The organism is Citricoccus alkalitolerans, assembly GCF_039528175.1.
Taxonomy (GTDB): Bacteria; Actinomycetota; Actinomycetes; order Actinomycetales; family Micrococcaceae; genus Citricoccus; species Citricoccus alkalitolerans.
This window is the reverse complement of record NZ_BAAALH010000001.1, coordinates 18,029-39,340: the sequence shown is the minus strand read 5'-3', so window position 1 is coordinate 39,340 and position 21,312 is coordinate 18,029. Positions and strand designations below refer to the sequence as shown.

The window sequence follows — 21,312 nt, the reverse complement described above, 5'->3', positions numbered from 1 at the left end:
GCCGCCGTCGTTGTCCTCCGGTTCCGTTCTCAGGCCCTCAGCCCTGCGGCGCGGAGCCCTCGTCCTCGGGCTCCGCCTCCTGGTCCTGCTGTTCACCGCGGGCACGGGCCACGGCCTTCTCCGGGTCCTCCCCGGCGGCGATCGCGTCCAGGCGGATCTTCTCCTCCTGGCTCACGCGCTCGGACCACGGCAGCCAGTCGGGGGCCAGGATCGCCGTCGCCCCGGGCAGCAACCCGGTCTCGCACACGGTGACGACCTTGCTGCGGGGTGCCCGGGACAGGGTGGCGAACCACTCCCAGCCGCCGTAGCCGGACAGGGACGCGGCAAAGCGGTGTGTGACCAGGCGGTCGTCGTCCGCCACCGTGCCCACGTGCTCACCGATGTCACCGTCCTCGGCCAGACCTTCCAGCGCCGCCCGCGCCTCGGGCACGGCTGCGGCCAGCAGGTCGTCCAGTTTCGGGGTACGCCTGCGCGGCGCCCGCGTCGGCTTTGGCGGAATCCGCACGGAGCGGCCTTCGGACTGCACGGTCTCGCCGGCCGCGGGCGACTCCGCCGTTGGGTCTGCCCAGGCGTCCTCAGGGGCGGAGGTCTCAGGCTTCAAGTTCATCGGCCACCTTGCGCAGGGCCATGGCGATCTTCTCGGCCTGAGCCCTCTGCGGGTACTTGCCCTTGCGCAGGCTGTTGGAGGCCACATCCATCCACTTGATGAGGTCCTCGACCACCACGGCCATGTCCTGCGGCTTGCGACGGGTCGCCCGCACCACGGAGGGACCGTCGGTGAGGATGCGCGCGCTCAGGGCCTGCGGGCCGCGACGCCCCTCGGCCACCCCGAACTCCATACGGGTGCCGGCCCGGACCTCGGTCACACCTTCGGGCAGTGCGGAGGCGGGCAGGTGGACCTCGTGTCCCTCATCCGTGTGGATGAAGCCGAAGCCCTTGGTCGAATCGTAGAATTTTACTTTGCCGGTCGGCATTCTTGATGTCCTTATCTCTCCTCGGTACCCCTTCCGGCCCTGTCGGCGTGCCATGGGCACCCGGTCGGATCATCGCACCGGGCCGCCGGTTGGCCGCGGACCCTCGTGGTCCGGCAGGCTCCCGGGCCCTGGCTGCGCTGCCGGCTCGCGGGGTGGTCCTGTCCTCGGACGTCATGGTCCGGGCGGCCCTACTCCACTGTGCCGCGGCCCGTGCCGGTCGGAAGGGAAAGTCTGTAACGTCCTCAGGATACCCTCTCACCCCCGGATTCCTCCTGCGGCTTTCCCTCGAGGGCCCCGGCGAGCACGCGGCGTAGACTGGGGGCCATGTCCGTTCGTCCCTTCGCCTCCCCCGAGGCCCGTGCCCACGGTGGCACCGAAACCGCGGCCCCGTCCACCACGGAGACCTCGCTCTGGCTGAGGGCTCTGCTGATCGTGGGCGCCACCCTGACCGCGGTCTCCTGTGCGGCCACGGTGCTGCTGCTGGTCTCCTACTTCCTCAGCGTCACGGCCTGGCCCCTCTTCTACTGGTTCGGTCTCTACGGCCTTCCCCTCGGTTTCGTCCTGATGCTCACCTACGTGGTGGCCAAGGCCGTCCTGAGACGCCGCGCCTGACCCGGCCCCGGTGCGCAGGAGGGCCGCCATGCTGACGGACCACCTCTCCGGGTGGCCGGACCATCGCCTGGAACGGCTGTTCTCGCTGCGCCCGGACCTGTGCCACCCTCCGGTCCCCGATTTCGCCGCACTCGCGGCCCGAGCCAGCACGCAGATGTCCGTCTTGCGGGCGCTGGACGGTCTGGATCGCGCCCATCTGGACGTCCTCGAAGGAATGGCCGTCTTGGCAGTCCTGGGCCGGCTGCCACCCACCGGGCCCGACGCCGGCCCCACCGTCACCCTCTCCCGGCTCGCCCGGTTCCTCACGGACGGCACGGCGCCTTCACTCTCCGGCGCAGCCTCTGATGAAGCGCACCTCGCGGCGGTCAGCGCCCTGGTGCACGATCTCGCCGGGGCCGCCCTCGTGGTGGAGCATTCCGGCGGCTGGCGTGTCCCCGTGCCGGTCGCCGCCGCATTGGGCCCCCACCCGTTGTCCTTCGGACGGACCGCCGCCGCCCTCGGTTCCGAGGTCGTCCTGCCCGCGGACCGCGAGGGGGTGCTGGCCCTGCTCGGCAGCGAGGCCGGCCAGGGCGATCTCCTGGCCCGTGCCACCGCGGCACTGGATGCACTGCAGAGCTCGCCCGTCGCCCGGATCCCGGAACCGCCGGACCCCGTCCACGAGGTGCTCCTGCGCTCCGGCCTGCTGGTGGCGCTGGGCGCGGACCGGTCCGGCTCCGCGGGATCTGTGGCCGAACACCCGCTGGAGGCGGGACTGGCCTGGCGTCACGGGACCGCCGGCCGCACCGTTGACCCGGAGCCGCCGGTTCCGTCCGGCCGAGCCGTCAATCCGGCCCTGTCCCGCAACGCCTCCCTGGCCGCCGTGAGCGACCTGTTGCGCGGCGCCTCCGACCTCTTGGAGGCGCTGGGCGGGGGGCTGCCGACCCTGCGCTCTGGTGGTGTGGGCGTGCGGGACCTGAAGCGGCTGGCCGACGCGGCGGGAGGCACTGCCGAGGACGTCTCCTGGCTGCTGGAGTTGCTGGCGTCCGCTGGTCTCGTGGTCCTGGACCCGGACACCTCCACCTGGGTCCCCGCCGCCACGGTCCCGGCCTGGCGGCGCAGCGAACGCCAGGTGCAGTGGGAGGCCCTCGTCGTCGGGTGGCTGTCCAGCGGCCGCGCACCGATGCTCGGTCCCGTGCCGCCCGGGGCCTCTGGTCTCGGGCCGGGCACCCCGACCACTGCGGCCGGCAACGCTGCGCGGCGGGCCCTGGCTCCAGACCGCAACCGCGCAGACGCGCCCCGTCTGCGCGCGGCCCTCCTCGAGGCGGCCCTGGAGGTCTCGGACGAGAAGCCGGGCGCACGGTTGGAGGAGGCCGTCCCGGACCGCCAGCAATGGCGCGGACCCCGGCAGCACGCCCGCAGCGCCGCCTTCACCTTCGCCCTGCTGGCGGAGGCCGACCGGCTGGGCCTGACAGGTGCCGGGGCCCTCACCGCGGCCGGAGCACTCGTGGCGGCGGGACGGCTCGATGAGGCCACCGCCGCCGTCGGGACCGCCCTTCCGGCCCCGCTCACCCGGGTGCGCCTGCAGGGCGACCTGACCGCTGTGGCCCCGGGCTACCTGGACCCTGACGTGGCCGGACGGCTGGCGGCGATGGCCGAGGTGGAGGGCGATGGCACCGCCCGGGTCTACCGGTTCTCCGATGCCTCGCTGCACCGGGCACTGGAGGCCGGATCGAGTGCCGAGGAGATCGAGGCCTTCCTCGAGGGCCATTCCGAGGACGCCATCCCCCCATCGCTGCGCTACCTGATCCGGGATGTGGCGCGGCGCCATGGCATGCTCACCGTCGGGGCCGCGGATGCCTGGCTGCGTTCCGACGACGAGGATCTGCTGGACGTCATCGTCGCCGATCCGGCCCTCGCCGCGGCCCGCCTGGAACGGCTGGCACCGACCGTGGTGGTGGCCGGCGTCGGGCCGGCGGTCCTGCACCGGATGCTGGCGGAGGCCGGGCACCGAGCCGCGTCCGTCCGAGGCAGCGCCTCGAACGTCGATGGCCTGTCCGGACCCGCACGGCGCACGAACGCCAGGGAGGGCAGGGACGCCAGGGACGCCACTTTTCCAGAGCCGGTCCGTGCCGTGCGCTGGTCGCCGAGCGAGGAGGATCTGGCCGCGCAGATCGCCCGGCTGCGCTCGGCCCCGCAGCCGGCCCCGAGGGGTGCGGGGCCCGAAGAGGCGGTGGCCGTGCTGCACCAGGCCGCGCGCCAGCGGTCCGAGGTCGATCTCGTCACCGTGGACCAACGGGGTCAACGCCAGTCCCGCCGCGTGGTGCCCCTGGCCGTCGCCGGCGGACGCGTCCGCTGCCTTGTTCCGGACCGCGAGGCCGAGACGGTGGTGCCGCTGCACCGGATCGTGTCGGCCACCACCGTGTGATTCACTGGCGCAGTCGATGCCGCACCTGAACGTCAGTATCCCCGCCTCACCGAAGGAGCACCCGTGGCAGATGGCCCGTTGATAGTCCAGTCGGACAAGACCGTGCTGCTGGAGGTGGACCACCCCCAGGCCACCGAGGCCCGGCACGCCCTCGCGTCCTTCGCCGAGCTGGAGCGCGCGCCGGAGCACGTGCACACCTACCGGATCACGAACCTGGGCCTGTGGAACGCCCGGGCCGCCGGGGTGGATGCGGAGCGAGTGCTGGACGTGCTGCTGACCCACTCCCGGTACCCGGTCCCGCATGCCCTGCTGCTGGACATCGACGACACCATGTCCCGCTACGGACGGCTGCGCCTGGAGAACGACCCGGTACACGGCCTCGTGATGCGCACGGACGACTACCCCGTGCTCGAGGAGGTGTTGCATGCCCGGAAGACCGCGGAGATGTTCGGTCCACGCATCAACGGGCAGACCGTGGTGGTGCACACCGCCAGCCGCGGCCAGCTCAAGCAGCAGCTGCTCAAGCTCGGTTGGCCCGCCGAGGACCTCGCCGGCTACGTGGACGGCACCCCCTATCCCATCGGCCTCACCGAGGTGCCGGACACCGGGGAGGTGCCCGATTCCGGCCCGGTCGACGCCCGGCCCGCGGAACCCTGGCGATTGCGTCCCTACCAGCGCCTGGCGGTGGAGAACTTCTGGGCCGGCGGGTCCGGAGTCGTGGTCCTGCCGTGCGGAGCGGGCAAGACCCTGGTGGGCGCGGGTGCCATGGCCACGGCGAACTCGACCACGCTGATCCTGGTGACCAACACCGTCTCGGCTCGGCAGTGGAAGGCGGAACTGCTGAAGCGAACCACGCTGACGGAGGCGGAGATCGGCGAGTACTCGGGCTCCGTCAAGGAGGTGCGCCCCGTGACCATTGCGACCTATCAGGTGCTGACCCTGAAGCGAGGCGGCCTCTACCCGCATCTCGAACTGGTGAACGGCCACGACTGGGGACTGATCATCTACGACGAGGTGCACTTGCTGCCGGCACCCATCTTCCGGATGACGGCAGACCTGCAGGCCCGGCGCCGGCTCGGGCTCACCGCCACCCTGGTCCGGGAGGACGGGCGGGAGTCCGAGGTGTTCTCCCTGATCGGCCCGAAGCGCTACGACGCCCCGTGGAAGGACATCGAGGCCCAGGGCCACATCGCGCCCGCCGAGTGCATCGAGGTCCGCGTGGAGCTGCCGCGGGACGAGCGGATCGCCTACGCGATGGCCGAGGACGCGGACAAGTACCGTCTGTGTTCCTCTTCGGACGTCAAACTGCCGGTGGTGAGGTCATTGGTGGCCCGGCACCCCGGTGAGCAGGTGCTGGTGATCGGGCAGTATCTGAACCAGCTGGCCGAGCTGGGCGAACTGCTGGAGGCGCCGGTATTGACGGGGGCCACCTCCGTGGCCGAGCGGCAGCGGCTGTTCGGCGAGTTCCGCGAGGGCCAGATCGACGTACTGGTGGTGTCCAAGGTCGCCAACTTCTCCATTGATCTGCCCGAGGCCTCGGTGGCGATCCAGGTCTCCGGGTCCTACGGGTCCCGGCAGGAGGAGGCCCAGCGGCTGGGACGGCTGCTGCGGCCCAAGGAGGACGGCAAGTCAGCACACTTCTACACCGTGGTCTCGCGGGACACCCTGGATCAGGAGTACGCACAGAAGCGCCAGCGGTTCCTGGCCGAGCAGGGCTATGCCTACACGATCCTGGATGCCGGGGACCTGACACCGAGTTGAGCCGCCCGCCGCGTCATTGCATCCAGCAGGCATTCAGGAAACGTCCAGCGGACGGGTGGACGATGGAGACATGAAGTCTAAGGAACCCGAAGCCAAGCTCCTGGTCGTGGATGACGAGCCGAACATCCGCGAGCTCCTCTCCACATCCCTGCGGTTCGCCGGATTCGAGGTGGTCGCGGCCGCCAACGGACGCGATGCCCTGGCCGCCGTCGAGAAGGAGCAACCGGACCTGGCCGTGCTGGACGTCATGCTGCCGGACATGGACGGTTTCACCGTGACCCGCAAGCTCCGCGCCGCCGGCCGCCACTTCCCCGTGCTGTTCCTCACCGCCCGTGACGACACGGAGGACAAGGTCACCGGCCTGACCGTCGGCGGCGACGACTACGTCACCAAGCCGTTCTCCCTGGACGAGGTGGTGGCCCGCATCCGCGCCGTGCTGCGCCGCACCGCACCGGCCGAGGGCGACGAGGCCATCCTCCGCGTGGACGACCTGGAACTCGACGACGACGCCCATGAGGTCCGCCGCGCCGGCGAGGTCGTGGAGCTCTCCCCCACCGAGTTCAAGCTCCTGCGCTACCTGATGATGAACCCCAACCGGGTGCTGTCCAAGTCGCAGATCCTGGACCACGTCTGGGAGTACGACTTCAACGGCGACGCATCCATCGTGGAGTCCTACATCTCCTACCTGCGCCGCAAGATCGACCGCGCCGACCTGCCGGACATGATCCAGACCAAGCGCGGTGTCGGGTACCTGCTGCGGTCCGCGGACAAGCGCTGATCCAGCGGTCCCGACCTAGGTCCTTGCTCGTTCCCGCGGATCCGTATCCTTGAGCGCATGCCTGCAACCGTGAACCGCGCCGGGCGCTTCCGGCCGTTCCACGAGCTCGCCCGGCTCTGGAAGACCTCCTCCCTGCGGACGCAGCTGGTGGTCATGACCACCGGCCTGATGCTGCTGGCCGTGATCGTCACCGCTGCCCTGACCGCCTCCCTGTTCCGGCAGGAACTCGTCCGGCAGATCGATGATGACCTCCACGCCAACCGCAACAACGTCTCGGTCTACCTGACGAGCCTGGGGACGGACACGGGGTACTTCTCCTCGCCTCAGTCCATCCTGCGCTTTTACGGGGAGCTGCAGGACAACGACGGCAACACCACCACCAACTCCTCCTTCACCGGGGCCAACGAGGACCGCCCGGTTGTCCCGTCGCTGACCGCCGACGAGGTGCTGGAACGCGGCAACGAGGCCTTCGACGTCCCCGGGACCACGGAGACCTCCCGGGGCTGGCGGGTGACCATGTACCGTCTGGCTTCCGGTGAGGGCTCGCTGGCCATCGCCCTGCCGCTGGAACCGGTCCACGACTCCGTGGACCGGGTGACCTCCCTCGTGGTCACCATCGGCCTGCTGGCCACCGCCGGCGCCTCGGTCATCGCCTACGCCGTGACCACGCGCGCTTTCAAGCCTCTGTTACGGGTGGAGCGGACCGCCGCCCAAATCGCCGCCGGGGACCTGTCCCGCCGTGTGGAGATGGGCGCCCCGGACACCGAGGTCGGCCGGCTGTCCCGGTCCCTCAACGCCATGCTCGCCCACATCGAGACGGCCTTCCGGTCCAAGGAGCAGTCCGAGGAGCGCATGCGCCGATTCATCCAGGACGCCTCGCACGAACTGCGCACGCCGCTGGTGACGATCCGTGGCTTCTCCGAGCTGTACCGCCACGGTGGGATCAGCGACCCGGACGACGTGGGTGCGGCCATGGGGCGGATCGAAGGAGAGGCCAAACGCATGGGCCAGCTGGTGGAGGACCTCCTCACCCTCGCCCGCCTGGACGAGCAGCGCCCGCTCGAGCATCGGCCGGTGGACCTCATGCTCCTGGCCCACGACGCCGTCCTGGACGCCCGCGTGAACGCCCCGGACCGCGAGATCAGCCTCGAGGGGCTCGACGGCGGCCGCGCCGGCTCGGCGCCCACGCTCGGTGACGAGGGCAAGATCCGCCAGGTGGTCACCAACCTGGTGACCAACGCGTTGCGGTACTCCCCGGCGGGAACCCCGCTGGAGATCGCCGTGGGGACCGTGGACGTGCTCCCCGGATCAGTCCACGCCGACGGGCGGCAAGTCCACGGATCCCGTGATTCCGTCATCGAGATCCGGGACCACGGTCCTGGCATCGACGAGCAGGATGCCTCCCGTGTCTTCGAACGCTTCTACCGGGCCGATTCCTCCCGGCAGCGCGAGACCGGCGGCACCGGCCTGGGGCTGGCCATCGTCGCCGCCATCGTGGCCCAGCACGACGGCACCGTGCGGCTGGAACAGACGCCTGGTGGCGGAGCCACCATGTCGGTGCGGATGCCCTGGGTGGCCCCCACGACGGACGAGGATGACCAGACGCCGGACGAGACCGAGACGCCAGACCCGTCCGGAACCGAGGTCCAGGGTGCTCAGGAAGACCCCTCGGCCGTGCCCCCGGTCATTCCGCCGCGTCCTCCACAGGCGCCCGGCTCCGGCCACTCCTCCACATCCGAGTAACCACGGACACCACCGGGGCGGGCACCTGCCTAGCGTGGGACCAGCCGGGACAAGACCGTTCCGCGCAGGCCCCCAGCCCCGCAGGAGAGAACATGGCACTCGTCCAGATCGACACCGAAGACCTCATAGCCAAGAGCCAGGCTGTGGAGTCCTCCATCGGCCGCCTCCAGACAGAGGTGAACGCCATGGAGGCGAATCTCCGCCAACTCCAGGACACGTGGCGCGGCCAGGCCGCCAACAACTTTCAGGCCATCCTCACGGAATGGCGGGCCACCCAGTCCCGCGTGGAAGAGTCCCTGGTGTCCATCCGCGGCGCCATGACCCATGCGGCCCAGCAGTACCTGGACGCCGAGACGGCCAACGCCTCGATGTTCCGCGGCTGACCCTTCCGCCAACGGCCCCGCGTTCAGTCGAGGTCCGACGTCTTCAGCCGAGTTGGTGTGGGTGTTTCGATGAGATGCCCACACCGCGTCGACGGAAAACTAGGATGGGCCGCATGACGGTGCTGATCGATCCGGCGCGGTGGCCGGCCCACGGCACCGTGTTCTCCCACCTGGTCTCGGATCACTCCCTCGAGGAACTCCACGCCTTCGCGGAGGCGGCCAGCATCTCCCGGCGTGCCTTCGACGGCGACCACTATGACGTCCCCGTGGAGCGCTACGCGGAGCTGGTGGCACGTGGTGCCGAGGAGGTCAGCGGCGCGGACCTGGTCCGCCGGCTCGTGTCCTCCGGGCTGCGCATCCCGGCCGCCCAGCGGGCAGGCAAGCTGGACAAGATCCTCACCCAGCGGTTCAACAGGCTGTTCCCCGGAGCCTCTCCCCTGGAGCGGGAACCGGTGGTGGCAGATCTGTTGGCCCGGTGGTCCGAACCCCACCGGCACTACCACGATCGCTCGCATCTGCTGGCCGTACTCAGGGCCATCGACGTGCTGGTCAGACACGGCGAGGACTGCGGCCGGTGGACGCGCAGCGTGAAGCTGGCCGCCTGGTTCCACGATGCCGTCTACCGTGGTGACCCGGCCCTGCCGGCGGGCCAGGACGAGGAGGACTCCGCCGTGCTGGCCGAGCAGACCCTGTCCGAGTTGGGCCTGCCCGATCCGGAGATCGAGGAGACGGCGCGTCTCGTGCGGATGACCGCCACCCATGACCCGGATCCCGGTGACCGGACGGGGGCGGTGTTCAGTGACGCCGATCTGGAGGTGCTGGGCCGTTCCCGCGGGGACTATGCCCGCTACCTGTCGGCCGTGCGCCAGGACTTCGCGCACGTGCCGGACGCTGACTTCGCCAGCGGCCGGGCCGGCGTCGTCCAGTCACTGCTGGCCCTGGACCCCCTGTACCGGACCACCACCGGTGAGAGGCTCTGGGAGCGCCATGCCCGTCGGAACCTTTCCGCCGAGCTGCATCCCACCTCGCGGCACTGGACCCGCTGACCCACCGCGCCCTCATTTTCAGTCGAGTTTGCGTGGGGGTTAAACGCCGAAACCCCCACCGACTCGGCTGGTAGCGAGAAGGTGGGGGTTCCGTGAGAGCTGGGCGCTCAGTGAACCTCAGGGAGTCACTGAATCACATCATGCCGCCCATGCCACCCATGCCGCCCATGTCGTCGCCGCCCGGCATGGCCGGAGCCGGCTCGGGCTTGTCGGCCACGACGGCCTCGGTGGTGAGGAACAGACCGGCGATCGAGGCGGCGTTCTGCAGGGCAGAGCGGGTCACCTTGACCGGATCGTTGACGCCGGCGGCCAGCAGGTCCTCGTACTCGCCGGTGGCGGCGTTGAGGCCCTGGCCGTCGGGCAGGGAGCGGACCTTGGCAGCCACGACGCCCGGCTCCAGGCCGGCGTTGAAGGCGATCTGCTTCATCGGGGCCTCGATGGCGACCTTGACGATGTTGGCACCGGTGGCCTCGTCGCCCTCCAGGGAGAGCTTGCCGAAGGCCTTGGCCCCGGCCTGGGTCAGGGCCACGCCGCCGCCGGCGACGATGCCCTCCTCGACTGCTGCCTTGGCGTTGCGCACTGCATCCTCGATGCGGTGCTTACGCTCCTTGAGCTCGACCTCGGTGGCGGCACCGGCCTTGATGACGGCCACGCCGCCGGCCAGCTTGGCCAGGCGTTCCTGCAGCTTCTCGCGATCGTAGTCCGAGTCGGTGTTCTCCATCTCGGCGCGGATCTGGGCCACTCGGCCGGCGATCTGCTCGGCATCGCCGGCACCCTCGACGATGGTGGTCTCGTCCTTGGTGATGACGACCTTGCGGGCGGTGCCCAGGGTCTCGATGCCGGCGTTCTCCAGGGTCAGGCCGACCTCTTCGGAGATGACCTGGCCACCGGTCAGGATGGCGATGTCAGCCAGCATGGCCTTGCGGCGGTCACCGAAGCCCGGAGCCTTGACGGCCACGGACTTGAAGGTGCCCTTGAGCTTGTTGACCACGAGGGTGGCCAGGGCCTCGCCCTCGACGTCCTCGGCGATGATGAGCAGGGACTTGCCGGACTGCATGATCTTCTCGAGAAGGGCGACCATGTCCTTCACGGTGGAGATCTTGGAGTTGACGATGAGGATGTAGGGGTCCTCCAGCACCGTCTCCTGGCGCTCGGCGTCGGTGACGAAGTAGCCGGAGAGGTAGCCCTTGTCGAAGCGCATGCCCTCGGTCAGTTCGAGTTCCAGGCCGAAGGTCTGGGACTCCTCGACGGTGACGACGCCCTCCTTGCCGACCTTGTCCAGCGCCTCGGCGATGAGCGAGCCGATCTGGGTGTCAGCGGCGGAGATGGACGCGGTGGCGGCGATCTGTTCCTTGGTCTCGATCGGCTTCGCGGAGGCCACGAGCTCCTCGATGACGGCGGCGACGGCCTTCTCGATGCCGCGCTTCAGGGAGAGCGGGTCAGCTCCGGCCGCGACGTTGCGCAGGCCTTCCTTGACGAGGGCCTGGGCCAGCACGGTGGCGGTGGTGGTGCCGTCACCGGCGACGTCGTCAGTCTTCTTGGCAACTTCCTTGACGAGCTCGGCACCGATCTTCTCGTACGGATCGTCGAGCTCGATCTCCTTGGCGATGGAGACACCGTCATTGGTGATCGTGGGAGCGCCCCACTTCTTCTCCAGCACCACGTTGCGGCCGCGGGGGCCGAGGGTGACCTTGACCGCGTCGGCCAGGGTGTTCAGACCCCGTTCCAGGCCGCGGCGCGCCTCTTCGTCGAATGCAATGGTCTTGGCCATGTGTGCACTGTCCTTTCTGGACCTTGGCGTTGCTTGGCAGTGTTCAACTGACCTGTGCAGTGCCCGCGACGGACGGCCCGGAGCCGGGCCTCACCACGTTCAGGTCTACTCCCAGGCCACGACCACCCGCATGCCTGCGGGTTTTGGCAGTCGCAACCTCAGAGTGCTAGTCCATATTTAGCACTCGCACCCTCCGAGTGCAAACAGCAGCCGGTTTGTGGGACGGCTTTTCAGCCGGCGTAGTCGGAGCTGAGCACCACGGCGACGCTGGGTACGCGCGCCTCGTAGACCAGGGGAAGGCCCAGCTCGGCAGCCACGGCCTGGGCGGTGGTCTCATTCTGCGAGTAGTACACGGCCGAGCCGGACACGGAGAACCCCTGCCAGTTCCCGGAACCGGCCACGGTGAAACCACCCGAGGAGAGGGCGCCGGAGACCCGGCCGGCCAGGCCGCCGATCGAGGAAGCGTTGTAGACCTCGACGGGCGCGGAGGTGTCCCCGGTGTCCGTGGCCGCTTCGGACTCGGCCGGTTCGGACTCGGCCGGATCAGACACGGCGCCGGACGCCTCGCCGGATGCTGCGGTCTCGGCCGATTCGGAGGGCTCAGAGGGTTCGGGGTCCTCCGGTGAGGACGTCATCTCGCCGGTGGGACTGACCTCGGGTCCGGTGGACTCCGCGGGGGCCTCCACCGTGGCGGAGGCGCTGGCGGAGGAGCCCGCGTTGGCCGGATCGGAGGGCAGCAGCGAGGGCAGGACCAGGAAGGAGAAGGCTCCCACAGCCAGGGCCAGGGCGGCCGCGACGGAGATTCCCACCAGGCCCGAGGAACCGGTCGTCAGGGTGGGGTCGGCCCGGTGGGTTCCCTTGCGGTCCCGGTAGGCGGGGACATCGTCGAATTGATCGTGCGGGTACAGAGTCATTGGCCACCATCACCAGATTCTCGGCTCCACGGCGTGTTTCCCGGGTCAGCCGGGAACGTCATGGAGATGGACACGGCCCCACCGCCGGGGCGGTGCTCAGGCCTCCTGCCGCCGGGCACTGCGTGCACGGTGGCGCGTGGTCCGTAGTCTACGCAATCTCTTGACGAGCATGGGCTTGTGCGCCAGGGCTTCCTGACGGTCCAGCAGACCGTTGAGCACCTGGTAGTACGTGGTCGCCGAGAAGGAGAACCGTTCGCGAATGGCCTGGTCCTTCGCTCCGCCGTACTTCCACCATTGGTCCTCGAAGTCCAGGATGTCCCGGTCGCGCTCGGACAGGGCGTCCACGGCGCCCTCGGACGGGGTTTGCGCACCGTCCGGCTCGGCGGCGTTCGCTGCAGTCATCAGGGGTCCTTCCAACGGGGTACTCCACAGTCTACCGGCCGAAACTACACGGTTGTCATTCGTCTCGCAGGATGCCGGACAGAGCGGTAGTCTGCCGACGTGGACCTCATCGCCCCCTTGGATCCCGGTTGGGAACGCGCCCTGGCCTCGCAGCGCGAGGCCCTGTCCGCCGTCGGGCAGAACATCCAGGCCCGACGCGCGGCCGGCGAGCAGATCCTACCCGCGCCGGAGAACGTGCTGCGTGCCTTCCGGCAGCCCTTCGAACAGGTGAAGGTGCTCATCCTGGGGCAGGACCCATACCCGACGCCAGGGCACCCGATCGGGATGAGCTTCGCGGTGGACCGGCACGTGTCCCCGCTGCCGCGCTCACTGGTGAACATCTACCGAGAGCTCTCCGACGACGTGGGCGTATCGCCGGCCGCACACGGGGACCTGACCGCGTGGGCGGACCAGGGCGTCCTGCTGCTCAACCGCGTGCTGACGGTGGCCGCCGGGGAGGCGGCCAGCCACCGCAGGCTCGGTTGGGAGGACATCACGCAGGCCGCAGTCCAGGCCCTGGCCTCTCGCGGCACACCGCTCGTGGCGATCCTCTGGGGCGCCGATGCGCGGAAGATGGCTCCCGTTCTGCAGGCCAGTGCGCCGAAGGCCAGTCCAGTGGGGATCGTCGAGTCCGCGCATCCCTCGCCGCTGTCCGCACGCCGCGGGTTCTTCGGCTCGAAGCCCTTCAGCCGGACGAACGAGTTGCTCCAGCAGTCCGGTGCCGCCCCGATCGACTGGCGCGTCGACTGAGTGCAGCGGTCAGCGGCGGCCGATGCGGCGCCGTTCGTTGGCCTGGAAGGCCGTGGTGAACGGACGGGCGATGGTGTCGCCGAGGACCACTCCCGCCGCGATGGCCATGATGATGGTGGCCGCGTTGAACAGCCCGATGACGCCTTCCATCATCTCCCCCGTGTCCATGGCGATCTTGTACATGGAGCGGAAGATGGTCAGACCCGGCAGCAGGAAGAGGATGCCGGGGACGGCGACCACGAGCTGGGGGGCGCCCATGCGCAGGGCCACGTAGCGCCCCAGGGCACCGATCGCCACTGCGGCGATGGCCGGGGTCAATCGGGACCCGACGCCGATGAACTCGGCACCCACGTACACCGCATAGCCGGCCAGGGACACCACGGCGGTGGGCAGCAGCAGTCGCCATTCGGACTGTTCGAAGACGGAGTTCCAGATGGCGGCGGCGAACACCAGGATGCCCAACATCCACACCGGGTAGGCGGCGAAGGGCTCCTGGGCCAGGTCGAGCTCGCGGACCCCGAGCATGGAGGAGAACACGGCGGCGGCCACGATCCCGGCGATCAGTGCTGCGAACACGAGGAACGCCGAGACGAAACGGCCGGCCGCCGTGACCGGGAAGCCGTTGATGGCGTCCTGCACGGCGGAGACGAAGCGGCCCGAGGGCAACAGCAGCATGATCCCGCCGGCCACCACGAGGGACGGCGCGAGATCCACATCCAGCGTGTACAGCACCAGGGCGATCATCGTGGCGATGAACCCGCCGGCCATGATGGAGAAGAACTCCGGGATCCGGGCCCGGCCCAGCAGGTCCACCACGGTCATCATCAGCATCATGGACAGGAAGGCCACCCCGGCGCCCACCACTCCGCCGCCGATGAACACCACGAAGGTGGCGGAGAACAGCCCCGCGGCCACGGTGGTCAGCCACCCCGGGAACGGCTTGGGCTTGTGCCGGATGTCAGCCAGAGTCTGCTGGGCCTCATCCCGGTCCATCTCCCCGGCGGCCACCGCGGCGACCAGGCGGTGCAGCAGGGCCAGCCCAGCGTAGTTCTGCGACCAGGACCGCACCACGCGGTGCAGGGAGTACGGAGTCTTCCCGCTGGGCGCGTAGTTCAGGGCGATGGACTGGTTGGTGATGTCCACCTCGGTCTCGTGGACACCGAAGGCCTGGGTCACCACGATGATCGAGGTCTCCACCTCCAGGGCGCCGGCCCCGAAGCGGAACATGGTCTCACCGAGTTTCAGCGCGAAGTCCAGGGTGGTGCGGGAATCAGCGTCCGCGTTGCGGGTGGTGCGCAGATACGGATTGGCATAGGGACTGGTGGCGATCCGGTCCACGATGGACAGCGTCTGGGTGGGCAACGGCTCCGAGTACATCATCCGCTTGAAGGCGGAGCCGCCCGAGAACCGCAGACGGCCCTTCGACGGCTTCTTCTCCCGGTCTGGGACGCCGACCGTGCCGGTGGTGCCGATCGGTGCCGTCTCCGGGGTCTCCCCCGTGATCGGTTCGGAGGGCGCCAGCACGGATTGCGGCACCGGGTCAGAGGCCGGCGGTTCCGTCAGCGGGGTGTCGGTCAGGGGGGCATCGCTCGGCAGTACGTCGGTCGGCCGATCATCGGTCGGCCCGACGCCGGTGTCCCGGTCCGGGTCGGTCGGGCCACCCACCACGGTGGTGCCGGAATCCGTGCGCACCGGGTCGGCGGCCTCGACCGGCGGGGTGGGAGTCGGCGCCGTGGGATGTCCACCCGTCGGGGGGAGCCCAGCGGCCTCGGCCGCCGGGCCGAGTGCGAAGTCGATGGCCGACGTCGGCGCGGGCGCGGTCTCCGGTCCAGTCTCGGATCCCGTACCGGTGCCGGAATCAACGTCCAGGTGGCCGTCCCCGTCTCCGGAGGTCGCGTCGAAGTAGTCCTCCGGCGAACGCCGGGTGGGCTTGATGATCGGGATCTGGGCGAGGTCGGCGGGTGGTTCCTGCGCATGCCCATGACCTGACCGGGTTTCGGGGGTCTTCTCCACTGCCGCTCCCTTCCCTGCCGAGCCGCCACTACATCCTGATCCGGCGGGCACCGGACAACACTGTACTGCCCTGTGAGAGACCGCCCTGTTAACGACTGAAGGGCCCGGTCCGGGCCCTTCAGGATGTGGTGGATCTTACTGGACTCGAACCAGCGACCTCTCGCGTGTGAAGCGAACGCTCTAACCAACTGAGCTAAAGATCCATCATGCCGGGCCTGCGCTCTGACGAGGGGCCAACAGCTATGAAAGCCTACCAGAACAGGCGGTGAACCAGAAAACGGCGCCGCCGCCGACCGGGACCGCCCCTAGGATGGACGTCATGCGTACCAAACCGGCCGAGAACACTGACCCCGCTGCGTCCTCCCCCACCTCCACCCACCGGCCGGTACGGCTCGGTGTCAGCCTGGCCTTGGCGGCAGCAACTGTGGTGGCCCTGACGGGTTGCGCCGAGGCCATTCGCAATGCCGAACACGGCGGCTCCTCGTCCTCCGCACCGGAGCAGACTGCCGGGACCGAGGCCCCCGGGGTGCAGATCTTCGAGGACTTCGCCTGCCCGCATTGCGCGGCGTTCCACGAGCAGAACGGGGGCTTGATCCACGGCCTGGTGTCCGGCGGCAAGCTGGAGGCCGACTACCGCATCGTGGACTTCCTGGGCCAAGGTGACCCGGAGTCCTGGTCCACGCGGGCTGCCAACGCCTACTACTGCCTGGAGGACTCCCTGGGATCGGGCCCGGGCCACGACGAGGCGGCCGCCAACAAGCTGCACGCCTTCCAGTCCTGGCTCTTCGAGCAGGCGACAACCCAGCCGGACGATGCCACCCTGGTGGCCCAGGCCGATGAGATCGGCGGACGCGCCGCGTCGGTCGAGCAGTGCGTCACCGAGGATGGTGGGGCCCCGCAGATCACGGCCGCCATGTCAGACTTTTCCGACTTGGGGCTCCGCGGCGTCCCCTCGGTCTACTCGACCGCCGATTCGACGCCGTACAACCCCGAGCAGCACGGCGACCTCAAGACGTGGCTGACAGACCGCCCCGGGCAGTGACGTCGGCGCCCTGCACTCCGCGCTGCACGGGAATGCGCCGGGCCACCGCGTAGCCGATCCACATCAGGGCCAGCGTGGCCGCACAGGCGGCCAGCCAGTAGAGCGGCCCCGGCAGGGCCTGCAGGAACGGCCGGAACTTCAGGTAGAAGTAGTTGCCGTCCGTCAGCGCGTTGACCGCCAGGGCCACCCCGAAATAGGCGAGGAACCAGGCGTAGGAACGCCAGAGCCCGCGGACGGTGGGCCGCCAGTCGTCGACGATCCCGGCGAAGACCGGCACCAGGATGGTCACGGCATGGCTGACCAGGAAGCTCCACCCCATGAGGTGGTCCATCGGCTGGATCCGCTGCGGGTAGACGAACGTCGCGTACGCGTAGAGACCGAAGTAGAAGCCCACCTCCAACACCGTGCGCCGCCCCGTGATGAGGTATGCCATCAGGATCAGCGTGGTCACTCGGGAGATGTGCAGTGGTAGGGCGTCGCCCCAATCCCAACCGGCCACGAACGCCTGGTAGCTGTACAGGGCCACCTGTTGCACGAGGGCCAGCAACAGGAAGCCCCAGCGCAGCACCGGGGCGACGTTCCTCACCTGTCGACGGAACGCCAGCAGCAGGGCCAAGGCCGCCAGTACTGTCCCCAGAGCCATCAGGTGGTCCGCCCCGAACAACGGGATATACGGAGCCAGAGGGTCCAGGAACGAGATCATGCCCCTAGGCTAGCCAGCCCGGATGGCCGCAGCTCGCGCCGGAGCCCGTCCTAACGCGGCGTCACGGCGATGATGAAGGCGCTCTTCAGGCCCAGCCGGGAGCGGAACTGGTTGCCGGTGATCCGGGAGGTGGTGCCGTCCGAGGCCGTGGCCGTGATCCAGTCCGTGTAGCCGGAGTTCTGGTTCTCCGCTGTCTCCGCCACCGTGACCACGTTGGGCAGGCCGAAGGCCCGGGCCATCTGCGCCTGGGTGGGGCTCGAGGTCCAGCTCCGGTTGGGGTTGTTGGCCGCAGCCTGGAGGCTGTAGGGATCGGGGCGGCTGGTCAGATAGGGCACCGTCTTGCCCCACTGTTCTTCGGCGCCACGGGTCTGGCCGCCACTGGAGGAGTAGTAGGTGGCCTCGGCCACGGAGCCGTTGTAGTAGAGGACCCTCTGTGAGGTCGCGTCCACGGCGGCCTTCCAGCGCGCGCCATACACACTGCCAGGCCCCTCGTTCTCTTTGGCCCAGCCCGTGAACTTCTGCGATCGGACGTCGTCGTAGACATGGCAGTCACAATCGGGCTTCAGGGAGCCCATGTTCCGCAGCGCGTAGGAACGACCGGCCACCGTCTGTGCCTCCAGCGCGGCGGGCGGCCACAACGAGGGCATCTCGTCCACCCCGTAGAGGTACTCGTCGTTCATGCGCAGCTCGTTGACCACGTTGAGGCCTCCATCGCCGTTCGCGGTGACCTGGACGCGGCCGTGGCGCAGGACGAGATCCGTGCTGGCGCCGTTGGCGTCGGGAACTGTGACGGTGGAGGCGGTGCCCTTCCAGAACCGCGTTCCGGTCCACTCGAGGGCCATGGAACCGCTCCTCTGCTGTGTCCCGTTCGGAAGCGTGGCGACCACCTGGTCACCGTCCGCCGTGAACGTCACGGCACCGGCGGTGGCGGGCGCCTGCGACGAGCCGGAGGCCCGGACTCGGACCTCTCGCGTGCCGTCCACGACGATCCTCGGCGTGGTGACGAGGTGTACGCGGATGTTCTCGTTGACCCGGTTGGGGCCGTTCTGCACCACGGCGGGGCGGTAGTAGTGGTTCAGGATCTGACCAGAGGTATTCCCCGCCTCAGCCATCGCCCGGGCCCCGTACTGGCTCATGCCCACCCCGTGGCCCCAGCCGGAGCCACTCACCGCGAAGGACACGGGGAACACGGTGGTGTCATGGCCCATCTCCCCGGCGACCTTCCAGATGAGCTGGGCGGCCTCCCCGCGTGAGATCGGCCGCCCGGGCCGGAAGTTGCCGTCGGCATAGCCTCGGCTGATGCCCTCGGTCTTCATCCAGGCGATGTACTGGGCGTAGGACGAATCTTCGGGGACGTCCTTGAACGGCGCACCGGACGGCTCCGCGGCGCCGGCGTCCGCCACCCCGTAGAGGATCTTGGCCATCTCGCCGCGGGTGATGGACCGGTACGGCCGGAATGTCTCGTCCGCGTAGCCGTTGATGATGCCCTCGGTGGCCATCCAGGCGATCGGCGTATAGGCGTACCACCCCTGCTTGGCGGGAACGTCCTTGAACGGGCTCACTGCTGGCGGCGTGACATCCGGATCGACGAGACGGAACAGGAACGCGGAAGCCTCAGCGCGGCTGATGTCCTCGTTCACCCCGAAGGTCCCGTCCGACCCGCCCTTGGTGATCTCCTGCTGGATCATCCACGTGACAGCCGCGTGGAAGGTGTGGGTTGCCGGGACATCCGGGAAAGTGGAGGGGGTGGCCGCCCGAGCCGGCGCGGCCGGGCCCGCCAACGGGCCGGCGGCCAGCACCAGGACGGCGGCCAAAAGCACGGTCAGGAGCCGGCGAGACAGCCCGCTCGAACGGGCCGGACGCGGCCCGCTCAGGCCCGGAACGGTGGCGGGCGCGATGAAGATGGGCACGGTGGTCCTCCGGGGAAGTCGTCGGAGACGTCTAGGTCACTGCCTCGGCAGCTTCCGCGTCCCCAGGTACTAGTATGCGCCCGGCGCCCGGCCGGCAGTGGAGCCCCCTACCGGATTCGAACCGGTGACCCCCTGTTTACAAGACAGGTGCTCTGGCCAACTGAGCTAAGGAGGCGGGAAGGGCCGGCACCGAGCCGTGTCAGCGAGCCTGCTGACGTGGACGGAAACCGGCCCTTCAAGAGTAGCGGATCAGGCGATCAGGAGGCGTCCATGATGCCCTGGGCCCAGTCGGTGAAGGCCTGGCCCTGCTCCGCGGTGGCCCAATTCTCGCCCTGGACCCACACGGACGGGGTGCCCGCCACACCCGCGGCACGGGCCTGGGCGCCGGAGTACTTCACGTAGGGACGGTAGGTGTTGCCGTCCACGCAGGAGTCGATGTCCGCTCCCAGGCCGGAGGCCATGTCCTTGAGCTCGTCGTCGCTCAGGCCCTGGCCGCCGTGGCCGGTGTAGGCGCCGAAGACCCCGCTGAGGAAGGAGTTGTAGTTCTCCGGGGAGTTCTCCGCCACGCAGGCAGCCGCGTTGGCGGCGCGGGAGGAGTAGTTGGCGGTCGCGGGGTTGTCCAGGAAGTCCAGCATGCGGTACTCCACGGTGACCTCGCCTGCGTCCAGCCACTGGTCCAGCTGCTCGGCGTTCTCCGTCTCGAAGCTGGCGCAGTGCACGCAGTTGGCGTCGGCGTAGACGATGATCTGGGCTGGCTCACCGGCCGGGCGTGCCTCAGCACCGGGGACGGTCTCGGGCTGCTCGCCGGTGGACTCCGGGATCTCGACGGTCGTGGCGTCGACCTCTTCGAGGCCTTCGTCGCCCGGGGCCAGTTCGGTGGTGGAGGTGAGGGTGATACCGCCCTGGTCGTTGCCCGCGCTCGGCGAGGGGCCGGCGTCGGGAATGGAGCGGGACGAGTTCATGAAGATGACACCGATCACCACCGCGATGACCACCACGACGCCGATGACCACACCCCAGCGCACCATGAGGGAGCGCCTCTTCTCCTGACGGCGCTGCTCCTCCTGCATCTGGCGGGCCTTCTCACGGGCGGTCTGCTGCCGTTCGGCCTTGGTCTGATTCTTACTAGTCGCCATGGTCCTGCCTGTCGTCCTGACTCTCGGGTCGCTGCGGTGTCATGTGGCCGGCCAGTATCCCCTCATACCATTCTTCGGCGGGCCGTGGGCCAGACTACCGGGCCAACCTGAGAAACCTGTTCACACAGTGGCAACCCTTCTGGGCGGTCTCTGGCGATAGGCTCGGGAACGGAAGAGGACAAGGAGGTCCGCAGTGAACAACACCGCCGTAGACATCCCCACCGGCACCGTGCCGTTCGTCGAGAAGCTGGCCGGGGACCCGCCGGCGCCCGGCGACTCCGACCTGGTGGTCGTGGCCAACCGTCTGGCCGTGGACCGCGTGGTCGAGGAGGACGGCACCACCTCGTGGCGCCGGTCCCCCGGCGGCCTGGTCACCGCGCTGGCGCCCATCATGACCCGGCAGGAGGGCGCGTGGGTCGGCTGGGGTGGTTCCCCGGAGGAGGAGCTCGACGAGCCGCTGGAGCCCTTCTCCCATGAAGGCATGAACCTGATCCCGGTGGCCCTGACCAAGCGGGAACTGGTCGAGTACTACGAGGGGTTCTCCAACTCCACCCTCTGGCCCCTGTATCACGACGTCATCGCCCGTCCGGAGTTCCACCGGCAATGGTGGGACACGTATCAGCAGGTCAACGCTCGCTTCGCGCATGCAGCGGCCGCCACGGCCGCCGAGGGGGCCACGGTCTGGGTGCAGGACTACCAACTGCAGCTCGTGCCCCGCATCCTGCGGCGGCTCCGCCCGGACCTGCGGATCGGCTACTTCCACCACATCCCGTTCCCGCCGGTCGAGATCTACGCGCAGCTGCCCTGGCGCCGACCCGTGCTCGAGGGCCTGCTCGGGGCGGACCTGATCGGATTCCAGCGCCGTTCGGACGTCTCCAACTTCCAGGGTGCGGTACGGCGCATCCTGGGCTCGCCCTTCCGATCCAATGCG

Annotated in this window: 19 protein-coding genes and 2 tRNA genes; 10 read left to right on the top strand and 11 right to left on the bottom strand. The window is 69.4% G+C overall.

Features of this window, described 5'->3' with window-relative positions; all coding sequences use genetic code 11:
* Positions 1-37 precede the first annotated feature (37 nt).
* On the bottom strand, positions 38-607 hold the full coding sequence (locus ABD134_RS00195) for a DUF3027 domain-containing protein (protein WP_344225642.1): 570 nt from the start codon (positions 605-607) through the stop codon (positions 38-40).
* Positions 591-974, bottom strand: coding sequence for a cold-shock protein (locus ABD134_RS00190; protein WP_344225641.1), 384 nt, complete (start codon positions 972-974; stop codon positions 591-593). Before ABD134_RS00190 ends, ABD134_RS00195 begins: the two co-directional genes overlap by 17 nt.
* A 324-nt stretch (positions 975-1,298) precedes the next feature.
* Here ABD134_RS00190 and ABD134_RS00185 point away from each other — a divergent pair, with 324 nt between their 5' ends.
* The 7 genes from ABD134_RS00185 (at position 1,299) to ABD134_RS00155 (ending at position 9,701) form a co-directional block, all read left to right on the top strand.
* Positions 1,299-1,586 (top strand): hypothetical protein, encoded by a 288-nt coding sequence (locus tag ABD134_RS00185; RefSeq protein WP_344225640.1) that lies wholly within the window; start codon positions 1,299-1,301, stop codon positions 1,584-1,586.
* 28 nt (positions 1,587-1,614) lie between these two features.
* The gene (locus ABD134_RS00180; protein WP_344225639.1) at positions 1,615-3,990 is read left to right on the top strand and encodes a helicase-associated domain-containing protein; all 2,376 of its coding nucleotides are present in this window, start codon (positions 1,615-1,617) and stop codon (positions 3,988-3,990) included.
* Between the two features lie 63 nt (positions 3,991-4,053).
* Positions 4,054-5,751, top strand: a complete 1,698-nt coding sequence (locus tag ABD134_RS00175) for a DNA repair helicase XPB (RefSeq protein WP_344225638.1) — start codon at positions 4,054-4,056, stop codon at positions 5,749-5,751.
* Positions 5,752-5,821: 70 nt separating this feature from the next.
* On the top strand, positions 5,822-6,529 hold the full coding sequence (locus ABD134_RS00170; RefSeq protein ID WP_344225637.1) for a response regulator transcription factor: 708 nt from the start codon (positions 5,822-5,824) through the stop codon (positions 6,527-6,529).
* Between the two features lie 57 nt (positions 6,530-6,586).
* Positions 6,587-8,272, top strand: coding sequence for a sensor histidine kinase (locus ABD134_RS00165; protein ID WP_344225636.1), 1,686 nt, complete (start codon positions 6,587-6,589; stop codon positions 8,270-8,272).
* Positions 8,273-8,364: 92 nt separating this feature from the next.
* Positions 8,365-8,655 carry a WXG100 family type VII secretion target gene (locus ABD134_RS00160; protein WP_344225635.1) on the top strand — a complete coding sequence of 97 codons (291 nt, stop codon included), beginning with the start codon at positions 8,365-8,367 and terminating at the stop codon, positions 8,653-8,655.
* A gap of 113 nt (positions 8,656-8,768) precedes the next feature.
* The gene (locus tag ABD134_RS00155; protein ID WP_344225634.1) at positions 8,769-9,701 is read left to right on the top strand and encodes a DUF4031 domain-containing protein; all 933 of its coding nucleotides are present in this window, start codon (positions 8,769-8,771) and stop codon (positions 9,699-9,701) included.
* A gap of 133 nt (positions 9,702-9,834) precedes the next feature.
* Here the strand turns inward: ABD134_RS00155 and groL are convergent, their stop codons facing one another.
* The 3 genes from groL to ABD134_RS00140 form a co-directional block, all read right to left on the bottom strand.
* Positions 9,835-11,472: a chaperonin GroEL gene (gene groL, locus ABD134_RS00150; RefSeq protein ID WP_344225633.1), complete on the bottom strand. Its 1,638-nt coding sequence runs from the start codon at positions 11,470-11,472 to the stop codon at positions 9,835-9,837.
* A 230-nt stretch (positions 11,473-11,702) separates the two neighbouring features.
* Complete coding sequence (locus ABD134_RS00145; RefSeq protein ID WP_344225632.1) at positions 11,703-12,386, bottom strand: LytR C-terminal domain-containing protein; 684 nt, start codon at positions 12,384-12,386, stop codon at positions 11,703-11,705.
* Between the two features lie 96 nt (positions 12,387-12,482).
* Positions 12,483-12,788, bottom strand: coding sequence for a DUF3263 domain-containing protein (locus ABD134_RS00140; protein WP_344225631.1), 306 nt, complete (start codon positions 12,786-12,788; stop codon positions 12,483-12,485).
* Positions 12,789-12,887: 99 nt separating this feature from the next.
* On the opposite strand from ABD134_RS00140, the gene ABD134_RS00135 reads away from it, so the two are divergent.
* Entirely contained in the window at positions 12,888-13,577 is a 690-nt protein-coding gene (locus ABD134_RS00135) for a uracil-DNA glycosylase (protein ID WP_344225630.1), read from the top strand.
* A gap of 9 nt (positions 13,578-13,586) precedes the next feature.
* Here ABD134_RS00135 and ABD134_RS00130 read toward each other — a convergent pair whose 3' ends face one another.
* Both ABD134_RS00130 and ABD134_RS00125 read right to left on the bottom strand, forming a co-directional pair.
* The gene (locus tag ABD134_RS00130; RefSeq protein WP_344225629.1) at positions 13,587-15,590 is read right to left on the bottom strand and encodes a threonine/serine exporter family protein; all 2,004 of its coding nucleotides are present in this window, start codon (positions 15,588-15,590) and stop codon (positions 13,587-13,589) included.
* 126 nt (positions 15,591-15,716) lie between these two features.
* Positions 15,717-15,793 (bottom strand) — tRNA-Val (locus ABD134_RS00125).
* A 116-nt stretch (positions 15,794-15,909) separates the two neighbouring features.
* Here ABD134_RS00125 and ABD134_RS00120 point away from each other — a divergent pair.
* Positions 15,910-16,632 carry a DsbA family protein gene (locus ABD134_RS00120; protein ID WP_344225628.1) on the top strand — a complete coding sequence of 241 codons (723 nt, stop codon included), beginning with the start codon at positions 15,910-15,912 and terminating at the stop codon, positions 16,630-16,632.
* Here the strand turns inward: ABD134_RS00120 and ABD134_RS00115 are convergent.
* From ABD134_RS00115 to ABD134_RS00100, 4 genes are all read right to left on the bottom strand, one after another.
* Positions 16,598-17,335: a TMEM164-related integral membrane acyltransferase gene (locus tag ABD134_RS00115; protein ID WP_344225627.1), complete on the bottom strand. Its 738-nt coding sequence runs from the start codon at positions 17,333-17,335 to the stop codon at positions 16,598-16,600. The genes ABD134_RS00120 and ABD134_RS00115 overlap by 35 nt on opposite strands.
* A 50-nt stretch (positions 17,336-17,385) precedes the next feature.
* Positions 17,386-19,245, bottom strand: a complete 1,860-nt coding sequence (locus tag ABD134_RS00110) for a SpoIID/LytB domain-containing protein (protein ID WP_344225626.1) — start codon at positions 19,243-19,245, stop codon at positions 17,386-17,388.
* A 98-nt stretch (positions 19,246-19,343) separates the two neighbouring features.
* Positions 19,344-19,420: transfer RNA gene (locus tag ABD134_RS00105), tRNA-Thr, on the bottom strand.
* A gap of 82 nt (positions 19,421-19,502) precedes the next feature.
* The gene (locus ABD134_RS00100; protein WP_344225625.1) at positions 19,503-20,381 is read right to left on the bottom strand and encodes a DsbA family protein; all 879 of its coding nucleotides are present in this window, start codon (positions 20,379-20,381) and stop codon (positions 19,503-19,505) included.
* 229 nt (positions 20,382-20,610) lie between these two features.
* Between ABD134_RS00100 and ABD134_RS00095 the strand changes: the two genes are divergently transcribed.
* A partial coding sequence (locus ABD134_RS00095; RefSeq protein WP_344227565.1) for a trehalose-6-phosphate synthase occupies positions 20,611-21,312 on the top strand: 702 nt, incomplete at its 3' end.